Here is a 16,617-nt window from a genome sequence, read left to right as displayed (position 1 = left end):
ATCTATTCTTTTTCACTTTTTTGATGACTAATAATAGTTAAACCATTAACTATTTGATCAATTAATAGCTGCTTTTTTTCTCGTAAAAGGGGTTGTTCACTCTTGTTTGAAATTAACCATTGGGGATGTTGGCGTGCATTTTTAAGCCACTTACTCCATTGTTTAGGTAAATCAACTTTATCTAACTTTATCTCCGTTAATGACATTTTAGCGACACTTGCATGGCCACGCTGTTGCAATGCAATTAATAAGCTAAGTTGGCGCATCCACAAGACCTGTAACGTTAAATCATCAGCACATAAATAACGATGCCCTTTTACCTTAGCGTGAATTTCATCGTAATAACGTTGTTTAACGCCCCATAAAACCCCCATCACACCACCTGCGACGGCTGCCGCTCCCAGTGTCATGCCTGCCGCTACTAAATCTACGGCGACCCCTATACCAGCCCCTTTCACAAAATTACTGGTCGCTTTAACACCAAATTCTTGCAAATTATCCGATGAAAAAAGATCTAATTCCCATTGGCCTTGTTGAATAGGTAAATCATATTGGTCGATATCATGTTGTTTAAATTGATATAAAGCTAATAATTGATGTAGCGTTTGCTTTTCAAGCTCTCTAATGGCTGATTGTAATTGATCACTAGCAAGGCTAATGCTCTTTTCATCATTATCGGCTTTAAAACGACATGCTGCAGCCTCAACTAACAAAGTCGCGATTAATTGTTGTGCTGCACTTTCTCGTTCTTGCCACTGTTGTTTACGCTGTGTCATTAAAGCGTCAAGTTGCTGTTCTCTATGTGCTAACAAAGTTTGCATTTTTTGATAGATTTTTAGCTCGTCTGAAAACCGAAATACAACACTATCAAAACTAACAAAAGCATGGAGGTTTAAACGTGCTAACTGGGTTTGCCAAGCGCTGATATTGTCCTGCCCTGCTTCAATAAAATTAAGCACTGGAATAATCGGCTTAGCCGCATAACTGAGTATTTTCAATTCATCGCGGTATTTGCCTAAAATAGGTTCTCTTACATCAATAACGTAAAAAAGAATATCATTACTTAATAATGCTTTTAGTACCTTTAATTCTTGGTTTAACTCCGGAAATTCACTCTCGCGTTTAATAAACGCTAATAATCGATCGATACCGTCTTGAGATTCAATAGTAGGGCCACCGTCGAGTACACTTAATAAGTTAATCGAATCTTCTAAACCCGGCGTATCATAAATAACCATGCTTTGGTTATTATCGACGCGAATTTCAGCCCCTTCTACATGGCGCGTAGTGCCGGCTTTGTCTGCAATTTGACCGAAGCTAGCATCACGCAATAAAGTACGAATTAAAGATGTCTTACCGGTATTCGCATGGCCAACAACCGCGACAGATAATAATTGTTTATCCATTTTCCACCTCATTATTTTTTATAGTGGCAAGATCATCGGAGATATAAGTAATATGCTGTTCTGTAATATTCGCTTGCGCTGCTATTTCAAGCCAGTCTTGTAAACGAGATAACAATGGCTCATTTTTTTCTATTAATTTATCGCTTAATAAGACTAAATAAATTTGCACATTGGACTGGTAATAGCACTTTTTAACTAACGTTAGCCAACCACGATCAGGTAAACGCTTTAAATCGACATACAATACAATATTCGATACGTTACCTGATTGTATTTGTAATAAAGCCGTTTGCTGACTGTCACTATCAACTACATTAATTAAACTAGCTACGGCATAGTCTGCTGCATGTTTATTGGCTTGTTGAAAACGTGAATGATTTAATTCGATGGCTAATGGATAAGCATTTTCAGGTATCAGTAAGGTTGATTCATAACCTTTACGGTTTATCATTTGATCGATCGTTTGTGTACTTTGTTTATTATCATGAAGACTGTCAGGATCACTGATAAAGCTGGTATTAACGATCGGGTGTAAAAGGCTTTTTAACTGCACGTAATAAGGTAATGATAAATTAAGGGTAAATTGTTTTTGTTGGCTTTTAACCGCTCGCTGAAAAAACAGCATTAAAATGAAACGCGGTAATAAAGCATAAACCGTTAAACTAAAGATAAGTAAATTAGACCAACTAACTCGGCTATCTTGTGCTAACTGTAACGGGTTCGTTAAACCAATAGTGGCATTACTGACATCACTTGCACTAGGTACATTAATCCCTAAAAGGTGTGGAATGGTAGTTAATATTTGCGTCAGCTGTACAAAAACGTCTTCACTTAAAATGGTTGTTTGCCATATAAAATCAACTTGATGTGTTGCCAAAACCACTAACAAAGACAATGTAGCCCCTAATAAATAACTACTCCACCATAAATGACTAATTAAAGATAATTGTGCGCGCCCTAAATAACTGCCGAATCGATGTTCAAAATAATACTCAAATAACGCAATATAATGAGGATGTTTGTTACTTATTTTATGATGTAATTTATCAAGCAGTGTAATTAACAATAAACTTAAATTAGTTACCCAAGTATTATTAATCGCATTTTTCTTAAAATATAAAAAAAGCCAAATAATCAAAGATAATATATTAGGTGCAATGAATAATACGATAGCCCAAAAGAAGTTAATTTGAGCCCCCGTTTCACTAACTAAAAAGGTTGAAACACTCGTTGCGCCGATCATAAGGAATAGCAAACACATGACACTACAAAATAGTTTCACTAATTTTTGAAAATGATTAAAAACAGGTGTTGCTTGATAGCGTAATTCAGCTAATTGAGTACGTTTGAATAATGCATCCTGAAAAGTTAACGCACTATAATTCGCATTAAAGCTATTCGATGGAGCATTTTTTTCAATGATACGTATGCCTTCCGTCAATAAACGGTCTTGGTATAGGCTCATTAAACGCTCTCCTTTAATTATTTACGACCACGAATAGCATTCCACCAATCATCGGAAGCAGCGATTTGCCCTTCGTCGTCCAATGGTGGATAAGGTAAGCTTTTTTCACGACATAATTGACGATAAATAGGATGACCGCCTTCGAATAAAATACGATGTTGCTCTTCTTCAGGTAAACGACAAACTTGATCATACATCCCCGCAAGTTCACGTTGACGTTGTGCTTCATACATAATCAATGCAGAAGCGACAGAAACATTTAAAGACTGACACATACCAACCATAGGAATGATGACATCTTGATCTGCTAATGCCAATGCTTCATCACTAATACCAAATTTCTCTTGTCCCATGATAATCGCAGTCGGCTTTGTATAGTCAACTTCTCGAAAATCAATTGCGGTAGCAGAAAGATTCGTGGCAATAATTTGCATCCCTTGATCTCGTAACACAGCTATCGCTTCTTGAGTTGTCTCATGAGAATGCAGATTAACCCACTTCTGGCTCCCTGAAGCAACGTTACGAGAAATTCGTGTTGTATCCTCATCCCAAGTTGCATGTACGTTATTAATGCCCATAGCATCTGCTGTGCGAACAATTGCCGCTAAATTATGTTGTAAGTGCACATGTTCCATAAAAATAGTGAGATCGGGTTGGCGACGATTCAACATAGAAGTAATTCGGGCAAAACGTTCAGGAGTCATACTCTCTCACTCAGGGAAGTTATAAAAGAGGTTATTATATATAATTATTGGCGGAGGCTAAAGCAGTGTCAAAAAAATGGAATAATTTATTATCTGCTAAAAAAGGGTTAAAACACATGATCTTAAGTATTCATTTAAATAATTAAGATCATAAGCTAATGCTGAGAAGTTATTAACAAGTAAAGCTTATAAAGCAATATAGTTATTACGTGCGTATTTTGGTCTAGCAGCCTTTAATACTTCAGCCTCAGCTTCCGTTAATTTTCCAACAGGCAAACCAATCACTCTATGCGTGAGCTGTTCACGTGCATCAATAGCGATAGATAACTTAATAATACGACTACTACCTTTTATTTCCTGAGTTTCAAATGCAGGTGCCAGTACACCCGACGCTAATAAGTTACTCACAGCAGGCTCGTTTAACGGTAAAGAAAGTACTGTTTTACGTTGAATAATAAACTCTCGTAATAAAGCCTTTTCTTCAAAGTCTAATTGACGAATCATTTTATTACGACGAATTAATAAACGTTGGCTCGCATAGTATTCACTCAACCTTGCAAATGAATAAGAAAGTAATCGAGTTAATAGATAAGAACCTGTTAATAACGTCAGCACCCAAAGGTATGGCGCGTAAGTATCAGGAAGCACATCAGAGTTACTCAATGAGAATAATGAACTAGGAATAACTAATAAGACTGCGCAACTAAAACACATCCACATAATAGTGATAGTAATGCTTTGTTGGTCGATAAATCGGTATAAGAATGTTTTCATTGTTAGCTCCTGCCAATAATTTGTTATACAAAGACAATAAAGCAGGAAATGTGCCAAAAAAAACATAAGAGGAGTATTAATAGAACATAAAAAAGGAGCCGAAGCTCCTTAATATGTAGTGTGCTAAATCTAGTAGATATTAACCCGCGTCACGAACGTTCATTTGGAAAGTTAAAGAGCCGCCTTCTGGTGTTACGAGTTCAATAGACAAAGTTCCAAAAGTTTTGTCATTTGGGCTATCTTCTTGAATAAGTGTAAATTCAATCTCATAGGCTCCAAAGTCAACACTACTACCAACGACCCAAGAAGTTTGCCCTGATAGTTGGCCATTTTCGGTTGATACATTAATAGTTGTACCCGTTGGTGGTCTGTTGTTGTAAATATCTGCAAAATAAGCCGTTACATTGTAAGATTCGATAATAATATCTTCGTCAGTATCTTCATCATTAGGGGCTAAATCAACTTCCCCAATATCAGTACTATCATGTTGAACTCGAATATATTGATCAGTAGACGCCATAATTAAAATTTGCTGATCTCGGACGTGTACTAGACCTTTTGAACAATCAGCAAGCGCTTCACTTTCGTCAGAACATAACAGTCCATTATAGATAGGATTTTCAATAGTACTAGTATAGTCTCTGCTTCCATCGATATCTCTATACTCTTCTTCATCTTTTGTATAAAGACCATCTTCATTATAATCAAAAAACACTTCCCCAACATCTGTTGATAAGACAAAAGCATCTCCTTTAGTTAGATTAAACCAACCATCACCGTCATTATCAATAAAGTTTTCTTCTCCTTCAGTATAAGCTGTAATAGTTACTCGACCTCCATGAGGTTGACCCATACCGCTTTTCACTGGAACATCGTCAGTATTAATACAAGGCCCTGTATTATTTTTATCACTTGGTGCAAATTCAAAATAACCACATTGCCCATCAATATTAAAATCAGTTAATTTATTACCTTCAGGTCGAGGGTTCTGAGAAACCCATTCAACCGAACAACCACTACCAGAAGTAGTACAAGCCCCTGTTGTGCCTGTTTCTGTATCGCGAATTGCCCCACCCTCTGTATTAAAAAAGATAGTCGTGCCATCAGGTACCGCATTATTAAATCGGTCTGCAAGCAAAACACTTGCATTAATAGTTACACCATTAATATTAAATGATTCAGGAGAATGATCTTCAAGTGCAAATGAAAAGCTATCTTGGTCTGGTAGGCCTGTAGAAACACTTAATTGATCTGAAATACTTGAAATAACAGATTCGTCGTTATCTATTTCTATTTTAACTCTAACAGTACCCGCTATTTTACCAGATTTAACAACAACGGATACTTCACCATCGTCATCTGTTGTACCTGTTTCACTGTCGAGAGTTGTCCCTACTGGAGCGATTTCAAGAGAAAAAGTAACATCTTGCAATGAACTTGCTACTCCATTTACATCAACAACTTCAAATAGTACAGTTGATGTTTCTTGGCGGCCAGCGCCTCCCGTACCAGCTATAGCAATATCTGTAGGCGTTGCACTAATAAAACGAATACTATCTGCATCAGAGCTTGCAATATTTATTGTTGTACTCATTGATAAGTCATTAATATCAATAGAAGCGGTAATAGTATCTTCACCAACACATCCTTCAGCTTGATACGTTGCTTGTGCAATACCATTAGTCGTTGTAACGGTATCATCTAAACTAGAAGTACCTGCGACTGCACATATAGATGAAAAGCTAACATTTACCGGCGTATTATAAGCTTCACCATCGAGTGTTAAATTCACCGTAATCAATGTTGTTGAGCTTTGTGCTAATAGCTCATCATTCAGTATATTTTCTATTGTCATTGCAAAATCAGCTTCTACAATTTCAAAGTTTAATGTTGTACTAGTCTCTTCATCAAAGGCATCTGTGGTTACAGTAATTCGACCAGCACCTACAGCATCACTTGCAGAAATAGTAAAGTATGCAATACCATCAGTGTTGGTTAATGCTGTCGATGTAGAGAATTCACCTAGAGTGGTCGATGCGGTAATTATTTGTTGGTTATCAGTAACAGCTTCTCCGCCCTGAGTTAATGTTACTGATACGACTCCTTCTTCAACTGCGGAGAAATTAGAGACTGTAGCACAAGAATCTGTTCCATCATTTTTAGACCAGTTGCTTGGGCAGCTGTATAATAATGCACTAAGTTCAACTTCTTCATCTTCGACTACAACCTCATCTGACTCTATCACTTCAAAAGTAACTTCGGTAGACGCATCGCCACCAAAGGCATCGGTTGTAATAGTGGCAATACCAACACCTAAGTCATCATCAATATTAAGTTCAAAATAAGCAGTGCCTGTCGCTTCATCCGTTAAAGCGCTATCAACTTTAAAACTGCCCTTAGTTGTTTCCGTATAGATAGCTTGTCGACTTCCTACTACAGCCTCTCCTTCCAAATAAAGAGTAACCGAGATAATAGCGGTATCGGACTCATCTATTTCAGTCGTTGTTTCACATACAGAGAGATCACTTGAATTATTATCCCATCCATTAGGGCAAATAAATAAAGAAGCAGTTAATTGGAGTTCGTCTGTGTCGACTGGTTCAGAAACAGATAAAAAAGTTAATGTAGTACTTAGTGTCCCATCGTACGCATCAGAAGTAAAAGTAACGATACCTACGCCTAATTGATCATCAGCATTTAATTTGAAATAAGCAATACCTGTGCTTTCATCTGTTAAATTACTATCTATTTCGAATTTACCTGTTGTTGTTGAAGCATAGAGCGCCTCTCTCTCTCCAGTAACAACTTCACCATCTAGAGAAAGTGATACAGCAATATAGCCAGGCTCTGATTCAGATATTTCAGTAGTTTCCGTACATAAAGAGATATCGTCAGATTCGCTATCCCATTCAGTTGGGCATGTAAATAATGAAACACTTAATGTAACCTCTTCTGCATCATCTGAGTCAGTACTGTCATCTGTTGAGTCTGTTGAGTCTGTACTATCATCCGTATCGTCAGTTGAATCGGTAGAGTCTGAACTACTATCATTGAAACTCAACCCTCCATCACTACCTCCGCCACATGCAAAAAGCACTGATGAAAGGAGTGCTACAGATAAGAGTTGATACCATTTCATTGGGAATTCCTTTTCGAAAATAATATTTTAGCGTAAATTCAATCTGAATTTAGCAATGGTTAAAGGGTATAAGCGATCAATAGTTGAATAATTAAAAGATTTTAATCATTTCTAATAAAATAAATGAACTTAAATGATTTGTATGAATTAAACATTAACACAAAATAAATTAATACTAACTAGAATTGACTGTGATTTACACCTTATTTAATCCAAAATAAGATGTTTTAATGATTTTCTGTAATATTAATCTTATAAAGTGAAATATCATTTTTCTTTTACTATAACTGATAGTCCATACTGTTTATCAGGCCCCATTCTTTGTATCAAATAATACCCTGTATTAATATGGTATATTCTATATATGCGATGTATTTCATGTAAGGTTACATAATGAATTTTAGAGATTTAGAATATTTAGTTGCACTTGAAGAACTAAAACATTTTCGTAAAGCGGCTGATAAATGTTTCGTTAGTCAACCGACATTAAGTGGGCAAATAAAAAAGTTAGAGGAAGAGCTAAATGTTCAATTAATGGAACGTTCATCTCGAAAAGTCATTTTCACCCCCGCTGGCATTGATATTGTTGCAAAAGCGAAGACGATATTATTAGAAGCAAAATCTTTAAAAGAAATAGCCAAAAGTCATAATGAGCCTATGTCTGGAACTTTGCATATTGGACTAATCCCGACGATTGCGCCTTATTTGTTACCTTTAATCATTCCAGCAATGAAAGAAGCCTTTCCAGATTTACAACTTTATTTACACGAAAACCAAACTCAAGTACTGATCAAACAGTTAGAAGAAGGTGAATTGGATTGCTTAATATTAGCCTTGCTACCAGGAATGGAGCAGTTTAAAAAATTAGACTTATATGAAGAACCTTTAGAATTAGCATTGTCAGATAAACATGCATGGGCAGAGCAACGTAAAATCAATTTACAAGAGCTCAGCGGTGAACATGTACTGATGTTAGCTGACGGGCATTGTTTAAGGGATCAAGCATTGGGGTTTTGTTTTGCCGCTGGTGCAATTGAAGATAATAGCTTCAAGGCAACTAGCTTGGAAACGTTGCGACATATGATTAGTGCAGAAAACGGCTTAACGCTACTACCACAATTAGCTATTCCATTAAGTCGCTATCAATCTGGTGTAAAATACATACCATTTAAAGCGCCAGCACCATCTCGTAAAGTAACCTTATTAAGCCGAAACAATAGTGCACGTCAGGTATGTTTTGATCAATTAGCAAGCTTAATTCATGCCGCTGTACAAGCTCGCTTAGATGAGTATTTATAAAGTAGTTTAACAAAGTAAAACGACTGATGACTTGCTTAGATTAAAACAGTTACTAACTTGGTTATTGAATCGGTAGTTACAATACTAACGTATTGATAGTAATGCTTAGTGATTGACTGTTTGTCCTACCTTTAAAATAAACCTATTAATAAATATTAAATAATATCAATGATATTGGTGTGTGCTCTAAATATTCACAAGGCTCAGTTTAATGAAGCTCAATTTAAGCATCAATTAAAAGTCTTCGATACGGTACTTATCGTATCCTTCACACTAAATTAACTGTCCAATTTTACTTGTTAAAATAACTTATTGGTTCATTGTCGATTTCGTAAAGGAGATAACTATTAATGAATTAACATTTATTATGTTAATTACTCGACTGACAATTAATCAAGTTAATCTTCGAAAGATCTTAATTTAAACCTTAAATTACTGACTTTTAAACGTAATTGGTATTAATAGAGAAGTGAATATCCTAGTCAAAGATAGGTTGAATATTTATTGTGAAGAAATTAAGGGTTATGAATAGTTTATACGTTTTATAGATACAAAAAAGCCGAACATAAGTTCGGCTTTTTTTATTGCAACTATAAAGAAACTTACGCTTCTTCGTCCGCTACAACTGGACGGTCAACGAACTGGATGTAAGCCATAGGAGCTTTATCGCCAGTACGGAAACCACATTTAATGATACTAGTGTATCCACCAGGACGAGTCGCGTAGCGAGGACCTAGTTCATTAAACAATTTTGCTACTGTTGCATCATCACGAAGACGAGCAAACGCTAAACGACGGTTAGCAACGCTATCCACTTTAGCTAGTGTAATTAATGGCTCAATTACACGACGCAATTCTTTTGCTTTAGGCACGGTAGTTTTAATCACTTCGTGCGTAGCAATAGAGATTGCCATATTACGAAACATAGCCTGACGGTGGCTGCTGTTTCGGTTAAGTTGACGTCCACTTTGACGATGGCGCATAACCTAATCCTTATTATTCGTAAGTCGGTTTTAGACTAATCTTCGATTAAACTTGCTGGTGGCCAGTTTTCTAAGCGCATGCCTAGAGACAGTCCACGTGATGCAAGTACATCTTTGATTTCAGTTAGAGACTTCTTACCTAAATTAGGCGTTTTTAGAAGTTCAACTTCAGTACGTTGTACTAAATCACCGATATAATGAATCGACTCTGCTTTCAAACAATTAGCAGAACGAACAGTTAGTTCTAAATCATCTACTGGGCGTAAAAGAATTGGATCAAACTCAGGTTTCGCATCAACTACAGGTACTTCATAAGTAGTGCGTAAATCAACAAATGCGTCTAATTGTTCAGCTAAAATTGTAGCTGCACGACGAATTGCTTCTTCAGGCTCTAAAGTACCATCTGTTTCCATATCGATAACAAGCTTGTCTAAATCGGTACGTTGTTCAACACGAGCTGATTCAACACTGTAAGCTATACGCTCAACAGGGCTGAAAGTCGCATCTACTAATAGACGACCAATTGGACGCTCATCTTCTTCGCTATGAATACGAGATGAAGCTGGAACATAACCACGACCTGATTCAATTTTAATACGCATGCTGATTTCAGCATTGCCCGTTAAATTACAGATCACGTGTTCTGGGTTGACTATCTCTACATCACCATCATGAATGATGTCGCCTGCAGTAACAGGACCAGCGCCAGATTTAGTTAAACTAACTAAAACTTCGTTTTTACCTTCAAGTTTTACAGCTAGACCTTTAAGGTTAAGAAGAATCTCTAGGATATCTTCTTGAACGCCTTCTTTCGTGCTGTACTCATGTTGTACACCATCAATTTCGACTTCAGTTACGGCTGTGCCAGGCATAGACGATAACAGAATACGACGAAGAGCATTACCTAAAGTGTGGCCAAAACCACGTTCTAGTGGCTCAAGAACCACTTTTGCTCTAGTTGTTGAAATTTGCTCGATATCAACTAATCTTGGTTTTAGAAAATCAATTACAGAACCCTGCATTTGTGTCCTCTCTTAGCAGTTAACTTTACTTAGAGTAAAGCTCGATGATTAACTGTTCGTTAATCTCAGCAGATAAATCTGAACGTTCAGGTTGACGCTTAAACTCGCCTTCCATCTTCGTTGTATCAACTTCAACCCAAGCAAGGGCTTCACGTTGACCAGCGATTTCTAATGCAGCGCCAATACGTGTTTGCTTTTTAGCTTTTTCACGGATTGCGATAACATCGCTAGGTTTAACGTTGAATGAAGGGATATTTACAACTTTACCGTTCACTAGGATAGCTTTATGGCTAACTAGTTGACGTGATTCAGCACGTGTAGCGCCAAAGCCCATACGGTATACAACATTGTCTAAACGACCTTCTAAAAGAAGAAGTAAGTTTTCGCCAGTGTTGCCCTGTAAACGAGCAGCTTCTTTATAGTAGTTACGGAATTGCTTTTCTAATACACCGTACATACGACGTACTTTTTGCTTTTCACGTAATTGTAAACCGTAGTCTGATAGACGTGGTTTACGCGCACCGTGTACACCTGGTGCGTTATCAATTTTACACTTAGATTCGATCGGACGGACGCCTGATTTTAAGAATAAATCAGTACCTTCACGACGGCTAAGCTTAAGCTTAGGACCTAAATATCTTGCCATTGTTCTTTCTCCAATTACCTTAGAAAGTTGCGATTAAACGCGACGTTTCTTTGGTGGACGACAACCATTATGTGGGATCGGTGTAACGTCAGTAATATTAGTTACACGGAAACCCGCCGCGTTTAGTGCGCGAATCGAAGATTCACGACCAGGTCCTGGTCCATTTACAAAAACTTCTACGTTTTTAAGGCCATACTCTTTTGCTGCTTCAGCAGCACGTTCAGCAGCAACCTGTGCAGCGAACGGAGTAGATTTACGAGAACCACGGAAACCAGAACCACCTGCAGTAGCCCAAGAAAGAGCATTACCTTGACGGTCTGTAATAGTGACGATTGTGTTGTTGAAAGAAGCATGGATATGAGCCATACCATCGGCAACTTGCTTTTTAACGCGCTTGCGAGCACGAGTTGGTGTTTTAGCCATGATCTCTTACCCTATTTCTTAATTGCTTTGCGCGGACCTTTACGGGTACGAGCATTCGTTTTAGAACGCTGCCCACGTACAGGCAAGCTGCGACGATGACGAAGTCCACGGTAACAACCAAGGTCCATTAGACGCTTGATGCTCATAGATACTTCACGACGTAAATCACCTTCAACGGCGAATTTAGCTACTTCTGTACGAAGAGCTTCGATTTGTGTTTCATCCAGATCTTTAAGCTTAGTATTTTCAGCAATACCTGACTCAGCACAAATAATTTGTGAACGAGTCTTGCCAATGCCAAAAATAGCAGTTAATGCGATAACTGCATGCTTGTGATCAGGAACGTTAATGCCAGCGATACGGGCCACTATGCACTCCTTAAAGTTAACGATTCATTTGCGAAAAGCCCGGTAGGATACTCGACAAATGATAAATTAGCAAACAAAACACAGCTTAGATGGAATTAACCACCTAAGCTGCTGATATATCCAAAATCTCTGTGGATTAGCCTTGGCGTTGTTTATGCTTTGGCTCTACGCAGATAACTCGCACCACACCGTGGCGTTTGATAACTTTGCAGTTACGACAGATTTTTTTAACGGATGCACGAACTTTCATTGCAACACTCCGTGATTATAACTATTAGACTCGGTTTATTTTCCGTAATCTTTCAAGTTAGCTTTTTTCAAGACAGAATCATATTGATTAGACATCAAATGAGTCTGCACCTGTGCCATAAAGTCCATGATAACAACAACAATAATTAATAACGACGTACCACCGAAGTAGAACTGTGTATTCATTGCAACCATCATAAACTCGGGAATCAAACAGATAAAGGTAATATACAACGCACCAGCTAATGTTAGACGCGTCATTACTTTATCAATGTAACGTGATGTTTGTTCTCCTGGACGAATTCCTGGGATAAAGGCACCGCTTTTCTTCAGATTATCTGCAGTTTCACGTGGATTAAACGTAAGTGCAGTATAAAAGAAGCAAAAGAAGATAATAGCAGCTGCATATAACATCATATGCAACGGTTGTCCCGGCTGTAAAGCCAATGAAACATCCGATAACCAGCTTAAACCTTCAGTCTGACCAAACCACTGGGCAATAGTACCAGGGAATAAGATAACACTTGAGGCAAAAATTGCAGGGATTACACCAGCCATATTTAATTTCAATGGCAAATGAGTACTTTGAGCAGCAAAAACCTTACGGCCTTGTTGACGTTTAGCGTAGTTAACAACAATACGTCGTTGACCACGTTCAACAAATACTACAAAAGCAGTAGTTGCAAAAACGATAACAATTAATGCTAATAACACTAGAAGATGAATTTCACCTTGTCGTGCTTGCTCAGCAGTTTGCCCGATTGCCGATGGCAACCCAGCAATAATACCTACAAAGATAATGATAGAAATACCATTACCAATACCGCGCTCAGTTATTTGCTCACCTAGCCACATAAGGAACATAGTTCCTGTCACTAAACTTACAACTGCCGTGATGTAGAAGCTTAGACCTGCATTTTCAACAAGTCCAGGCATCATCGTTGGCAAACCGGTTGCAATACCAATTGCTTGGAACGTACCTAATACCAAAGTACCGTAACGTGTGTACTGGTTTATCTTACGACGACCAGACTCACCCTCTTTCTTTAGCTCAGCTAAAGGAGGATGAACTACCGTTAACAATTGAATAATAATAGACGCAGAAATATACGGCATTATACCCAATGCAAAGATAGAAGCACGCTCAAGCGCACCACCAGAGAACATGTTAAACATTTCTATGATGGTACCCTTTTGCTGTTGGAATAAATCAGCTAGGACAGCGGCGTCAATACCAGGAATTGGAACAAAAGAACCTGCACGGAACACTAATATAGCGCCTAAAACAAACAACAAACGTGTTTTAAGTTCGCTCAATTTGCTTCCTTGTGCCGCTTTTGGATCTAATCCTGGTTTCTTAGCCATTGCCTATTATTCCTCGATTTTTCCGCCCGCCGCTTCAATCGCAGCACGAGCACCTTTGGTTACACCAAGGCCTTGTACTGTTACTGAGCGAGAGATTTCACCAGATAGAACTACTTTAGCAAACTTAGTTGTGTTTGTTAGTAGACCTGCCTGCTTCAACGTTTCTAGTGTTACGATGTCGCCTTCTACTTTAGCAATTTCGTTCAAACGAACTTCACCGCTAACTAGAGATTTACGAGACGTAAAACCAAATTTTGGTAAACGTTGTTTTAATGGCATTTGACCGCCTTCAAAACCAGGACGTACAGTACCGCCTGAACGAGATTTTTGACCTTTGTGACCGCGGCCACCTGTCTTACCTAGTCCAGAACCGATACCACGACCGACACGTTTACGTACTGGTTTAGAACCAGCAGCTGGAGATAGAGTATTTAGTTTCATAATTACCCCTCAACCTTAACCATATAGTAAACTTTATTAACCATACCACGTACAGCAGGAGTATCTTGCAACTCTACTGTGTGACCGATGCGACGCAGGCCTAGACCTGTTAATGTTGCACGGTGCTTTGGTAAACGGCCAATTGCACTTTTGGTTTGAGTTACTTTAATCGTTTTAGTAGCCATGCTGAATTACCCCAGAATATCACTAACGTTTAAGCCACGCTTAGCTGCGATTTGCTCTGGAGAGTTCATGCTCTCTAGTGCATCCATCGTAGCGCGGACAACGTTAATTGGGTTAGTTGAGCCGTAAGCTTTTGATAATACGTTCTGTACACCAACAACTTCTAACACGGCACGCATTGCACCACCTGCTATGATACCAGTACCTTCCGATGCTGGTTGCATGTACACCTTAGAACCAGAATGACGGCCCTTAACTGGGTGTTGCAGAGTGTTACCTTTTAATTGAATTTCGCTGATATTGCGACGTGCTTTTTCCATAGCTTTTTGAATAGCTGCTGGAACTTCACGAGCCTTACCATAGCCGAAACCAACACGACCATTACCATCACCAACAACTGTTAGTGCTGTGAAGCTAAAGATGCGACCACCTTTAACTACTTTTGAAACACGGTTTACTGCGATTAGCTTTTCGTTCAGATCACCGGTTTGAGATTCTACTTTTGACATAATCTTTACCCTTAGAACTGTAGACCAGCTTCACGAGCTGCGTCAGCTAGTGCTGCAACACGACCGTGGTATTGGAAACCGCTACGGTCAAAAGAAATTTTAGAAATTCCTTTCTCTACCGCGCGTTCTGCAACTAATTTACCAATTAGTTGAGCTGCTTCTTTATTACCACCGTTCTTAACTAGTGCAATCACTTCTTTTTCTAATGTAGAAGCGCTTGCTACGACTTGTGCGTCTGCTGTAATTACCTGCGCGTAAGTATGGCGAGGTGTACGGTTGATCACAAGACGAGTTGCACCAAGATCTTGCAATTTCTTACGTGTGCGGGTAGCACGACGAAGACGAGATGCTTTCTTATCCATAGTGTCTTACCTTACTTTTTCTTCGCTTCTTTACGACGCACATTTTCATCAGCGTAACGAACACCTTTACCTTTATAAGGCTCTGGCGGACGGAAAGCACGAATCTCTGCAGCTACTTGGCCAACTTGTTGTTTATCAGAACCTTCAATGATGATTTCTGTTTGGCTTGGAGCCGTAGCAGAAATACCTTGAGGTAATGTATATACAACAGGGTGAGAGAAACCTAAAGTTAGGTTTACATCTTGACCTTTAACTTGTGCACGGTAACCGACACCTTGAAGAAGAAGAGTCTTCTTAAAGCCTTCAGTTACACCTACAACCATATTGTTAACGTTAGCACGTGCAGTACCTGCTTGTGCCCATGCGTCTTTAACACCTTCAACAGGTGCGAAAGTTAATACGCCATCTTCTAAATTAACAATAACAGCATCATTAAGAGTACGAACTAATTCGCTTTTACCACTTTTAACAGTGATCTCTTGACCATTTACTTTTACTTCTACGCCAGCAGAAACAGTAATCGGTGCCTTAGCTATACGAGACATAGATTACTCCTTAAGATACGTAACAGATGATCTCACCGCCGATGCTTGCATTACGCGCAGCTCGGTCAGTCATAACACCTTGAGAAGTTGAAACAATCGCAATACCTAAACCAGCCATAACCTTAGGAAGATCATTTGCACCTTTATAGATACGAAGACCTGGGCGGCTTACTCGTTTGATAGTATCGATTACTTTTTTGCCTTCGAAGTACTTTAAAGTAACTTCTAATTCAGGCTTTGTGTCACCAGCAACAGCGAAATCTGAAACATAACCTTCTGCTTTAAGCACAGCTGCAATTGCAACTTTTTGCTTAGAAGAAGGCATCTTAACAGATACTTTGCTTGCTGCTTGACCGTTACGAATACGCGTTAGCATATCCGAAATAGGATCTTGCATGCTCATAACTATTTACTCCGTGATTAATTGATTACCAGCTGGCTTTTTTCAGGCCAGGGATTTCTCCGCGCATCATATGCTCACGAACCTTAATACGGCTCATGCCAAATTTACGAAGATAACCATGTGGACGGCCAGTTACATTACAACGGTTACGTTGACGTACTGGACTTGAATCACGAGGTAGCGATTGAAGCTCTAAAACTGCATTCCAACGATCTTCGTCAGCAGTGTTTAGATTATTAATAGTTGCTTTTAATGCTGTACGCTTTTCAGCGAACTTTGCAACTAGCTTCTCACGTTTTACTTCACGCGCTTTCATTGATTGCTTAGCCAT

The 16,617-nt window shown here is 38.6% G+C and carries 20 protein-coding genes; 1 reads left to right on the top strand and 19 read right to left on the bottom strand.

What is annotated here, in order from left to right; genetic code table 11:
• Nucleotides 1–2 precede the first annotated feature (2 nt).
• The 5 genes from Q0794_RS00500 to Q0794_RS00480 all read right to left on the bottom strand — a co-directional run bounded on the left by Q0794_RS00500 (nt 3) and on the right by Q0794_RS00480 (nt 7,488).
• The gene (locus Q0794_RS00500) at nt 3–1,406 is read right to left on the bottom strand and encodes a GTPase/DUF3482 domain-containing protein (protein ID WP_298939417.1); all 1,404 of its coding nucleotides are present in this window, start codon (nt 1,404–1,406) and stop codon (nt 3–5) included.
• Nucleotides 1,399–2,871 carry a DUF2868 domain-containing protein gene (locus tag Q0794_RS00495; protein WP_298939416.1) on the bottom strand — a complete coding sequence of 491 codons (1,473 nt, stop codon included), beginning with the start codon at nt 2,869–2,871 and terminating at the stop codon, nt 1,399–1,401. The genes Q0794_RS00500 and Q0794_RS00495 overlap by 8 nt, the downstream gene beginning before the upstream one ends.
• Nucleotides 2,872–2,888: 17 nt before the next feature.
• The gene (trmH, locus tag Q0794_RS00490) at nt 2,889–3,575 is read right to left on the bottom strand and encodes a tRNA (guanosine(18)-2'-O)-methyltransferase TrmH (RefSeq protein WP_298939415.1); all 687 of its coding nucleotides are present in this window, start codon (nt 3,573–3,575) and stop codon (nt 2,889–2,891) included.
• 186 nt (nt 3,576–3,761) lie between these two features.
• Nucleotides 3,762–4,349, bottom strand: coding sequence for a superinfection exclusion B family protein (locus Q0794_RS00485; RefSeq protein ID WP_298939413.1), 588 nt, complete (start codon nt 4,347–4,349; stop codon nt 3,762–3,764).
• 139 nt (nt 4,350–4,488) lie between these two features.
• Nucleotides 4,489–7,488, bottom strand: a complete 3,000-nt coding sequence (locus Q0794_RS00480) for a hypothetical protein (RefSeq protein ID WP_298939412.1) — start codon at nt 7,486–7,488, stop codon at nt 4,489–4,491.
• Nucleotides 7,489–7,881: 393 nt separating this feature from the next.
• Between Q0794_RS00480 and oxyR the strand changes: the two genes are divergently transcribed.
• Entirely contained in the window at nt 7,882–8,787 is a 906-nt protein-coding gene (gene oxyR, locus Q0794_RS00475; protein WP_298939411.1) for a DNA-binding transcriptional regulator OxyR, read from the top strand.
• Between the two features lie 602 nt (nt 8,788–9,389).
• Here oxyR and rplQ read toward each other — a convergent pair.
• The 14 genes from rplQ to rpsN all read right to left on the bottom strand — a co-directional run bounded on the left by rplQ (nt 9,390) and on the right by rpsN (nt 16,617).
• Nucleotides 9,390–9,770 (bottom strand): 50S ribosomal protein L17, encoded by a 381-nt coding sequence (gene rplQ, locus Q0794_RS00470; protein WP_137297931.1) that lies wholly within the window; start codon nt 9,768–9,770, stop codon nt 9,390–9,392.
• A 35-nt stretch (nt 9,771–9,805) separates the two neighbouring features.
• The gene (rpoA, locus tag Q0794_RS00465) at nt 9,806–10,792 is read right to left on the bottom strand and encodes a DNA-directed RNA polymerase subunit alpha (protein ID WP_025565960.1); all 987 of its coding nucleotides are present in this window, start codon (nt 10,790–10,792) and stop codon (nt 9,806–9,808) included.
• A 25-nt stretch (nt 10,793–10,817) separates the two neighbouring features.
• Nucleotides 10,818–11,438, bottom strand: coding sequence for a 30S ribosomal protein S4 (rpsD, locus tag Q0794_RS00460; protein WP_025565959.1), 621 nt, complete (start codon nt 11,436–11,438; stop codon nt 10,818–10,820).
• A gap of 33 nt (nt 11,439–11,471) precedes the next feature.
• A complete protein-coding gene (gene rpsK, locus Q0794_RS00455; RefSeq protein ID WP_019613697.1) occupies nt 11,472–11,861 on the bottom strand; it encodes a 30S ribosomal protein S11 in 390 nt (129 codons plus the stop codon).
• Between the two features lie 11 nt (nt 11,862–11,872).
• Nucleotides 11,873–12,229 (bottom strand): 30S ribosomal protein S13, encoded by a 357-nt coding sequence (gene rpsM / locus Q0794_RS00450; protein WP_025565958.1) that lies wholly within the window; start codon nt 12,227–12,229, stop codon nt 11,873–11,875.
• A gap of 136 nt (nt 12,230–12,365) precedes the next feature.
• Complete coding sequence (gene rpmJ / locus Q0794_RS00445; protein ID WP_011770886.1) at nt 12,366–12,479, bottom strand: 50S ribosomal protein L36; 114 nt, start codon at nt 12,477–12,479, stop codon at nt 12,366–12,368.
• Between the two features lie 35 nt (nt 12,480–12,514).
• The gene (gene secY, locus Q0794_RS00440) at nt 12,515–13,843 is read right to left on the bottom strand and encodes a preprotein translocase subunit SecY (protein ID WP_298939407.1); all 1,329 of its coding nucleotides are present in this window, start codon (nt 13,841–13,843) and stop codon (nt 12,515–12,517) included.
• A 6-nt stretch (nt 13,844–13,849) separates the two neighbouring features.
• Complete coding sequence (rplO, locus tag Q0794_RS00435; RefSeq protein ID WP_025563065.1) at nt 13,850–14,284, bottom strand: 50S ribosomal protein L15; 435 nt, start codon at nt 14,282–14,284, stop codon at nt 13,850–13,852.
• A 2-nt stretch (nt 14,285–14,286) separates the two neighbouring features.
• Entirely contained in the window at nt 14,287–14,469 is a 183-nt protein-coding gene (rpmD, locus tag Q0794_RS00430; protein WP_025563066.1) for a 50S ribosomal protein L30, read from the bottom strand.
• Between the two features lie 6 nt (nt 14,470–14,475).
• Nucleotides 14,476–14,976, bottom strand: coding sequence for a 30S ribosomal protein S5 (gene rpsE / locus Q0794_RS00425; protein ID WP_025563067.1), 501 nt, complete (start codon nt 14,974–14,976; stop codon nt 14,476–14,478).
• Between the two features lie 11 nt (nt 14,977–14,987).
• A complete protein-coding gene (gene rplR / locus Q0794_RS00420) occupies nt 14,988–15,338 on the bottom strand; it encodes a 50S ribosomal protein L18 (RefSeq protein WP_025563068.1) in 351 nt (116 codons plus the stop codon).
• An 11-nt stretch (nt 15,339–15,349) separates the two neighbouring features.
• Entirely contained in the window at nt 15,350–15,883 is a 534-nt protein-coding gene (rplF, locus tag Q0794_RS00415; protein ID WP_298939406.1) for a 50S ribosomal protein L6, read from the bottom strand.
• Between the two features lie 10 nt (nt 15,884–15,893).
• Nucleotides 15,894–16,286, bottom strand: a complete 393-nt coding sequence (rpsH, locus tag Q0794_RS00410; protein WP_025563070.1) for a 30S ribosomal protein S8 — start codon at nt 16,284–16,286, stop codon at nt 15,894–15,896.
• A 25-nt stretch (nt 16,287–16,311) separates the two neighbouring features.
• Entirely contained in the window at nt 16,312–16,617 is a 306-nt protein-coding gene (gene rpsN, locus Q0794_RS00405; protein WP_160064690.1) for a 30S ribosomal protein S14, read from the bottom strand.

It is taken from the genome of uncultured Psychromonas sp., from assembly GCF_947489755.1.
Classification (GTDB): Bacteria; Pseudomonadota; Gammaproteobacteria; order Enterobacterales; family Psychromonadaceae; genus Psychromonas.
This window is presented reverse-complemented; position numbering and strand designations above follow the sequence as displayed.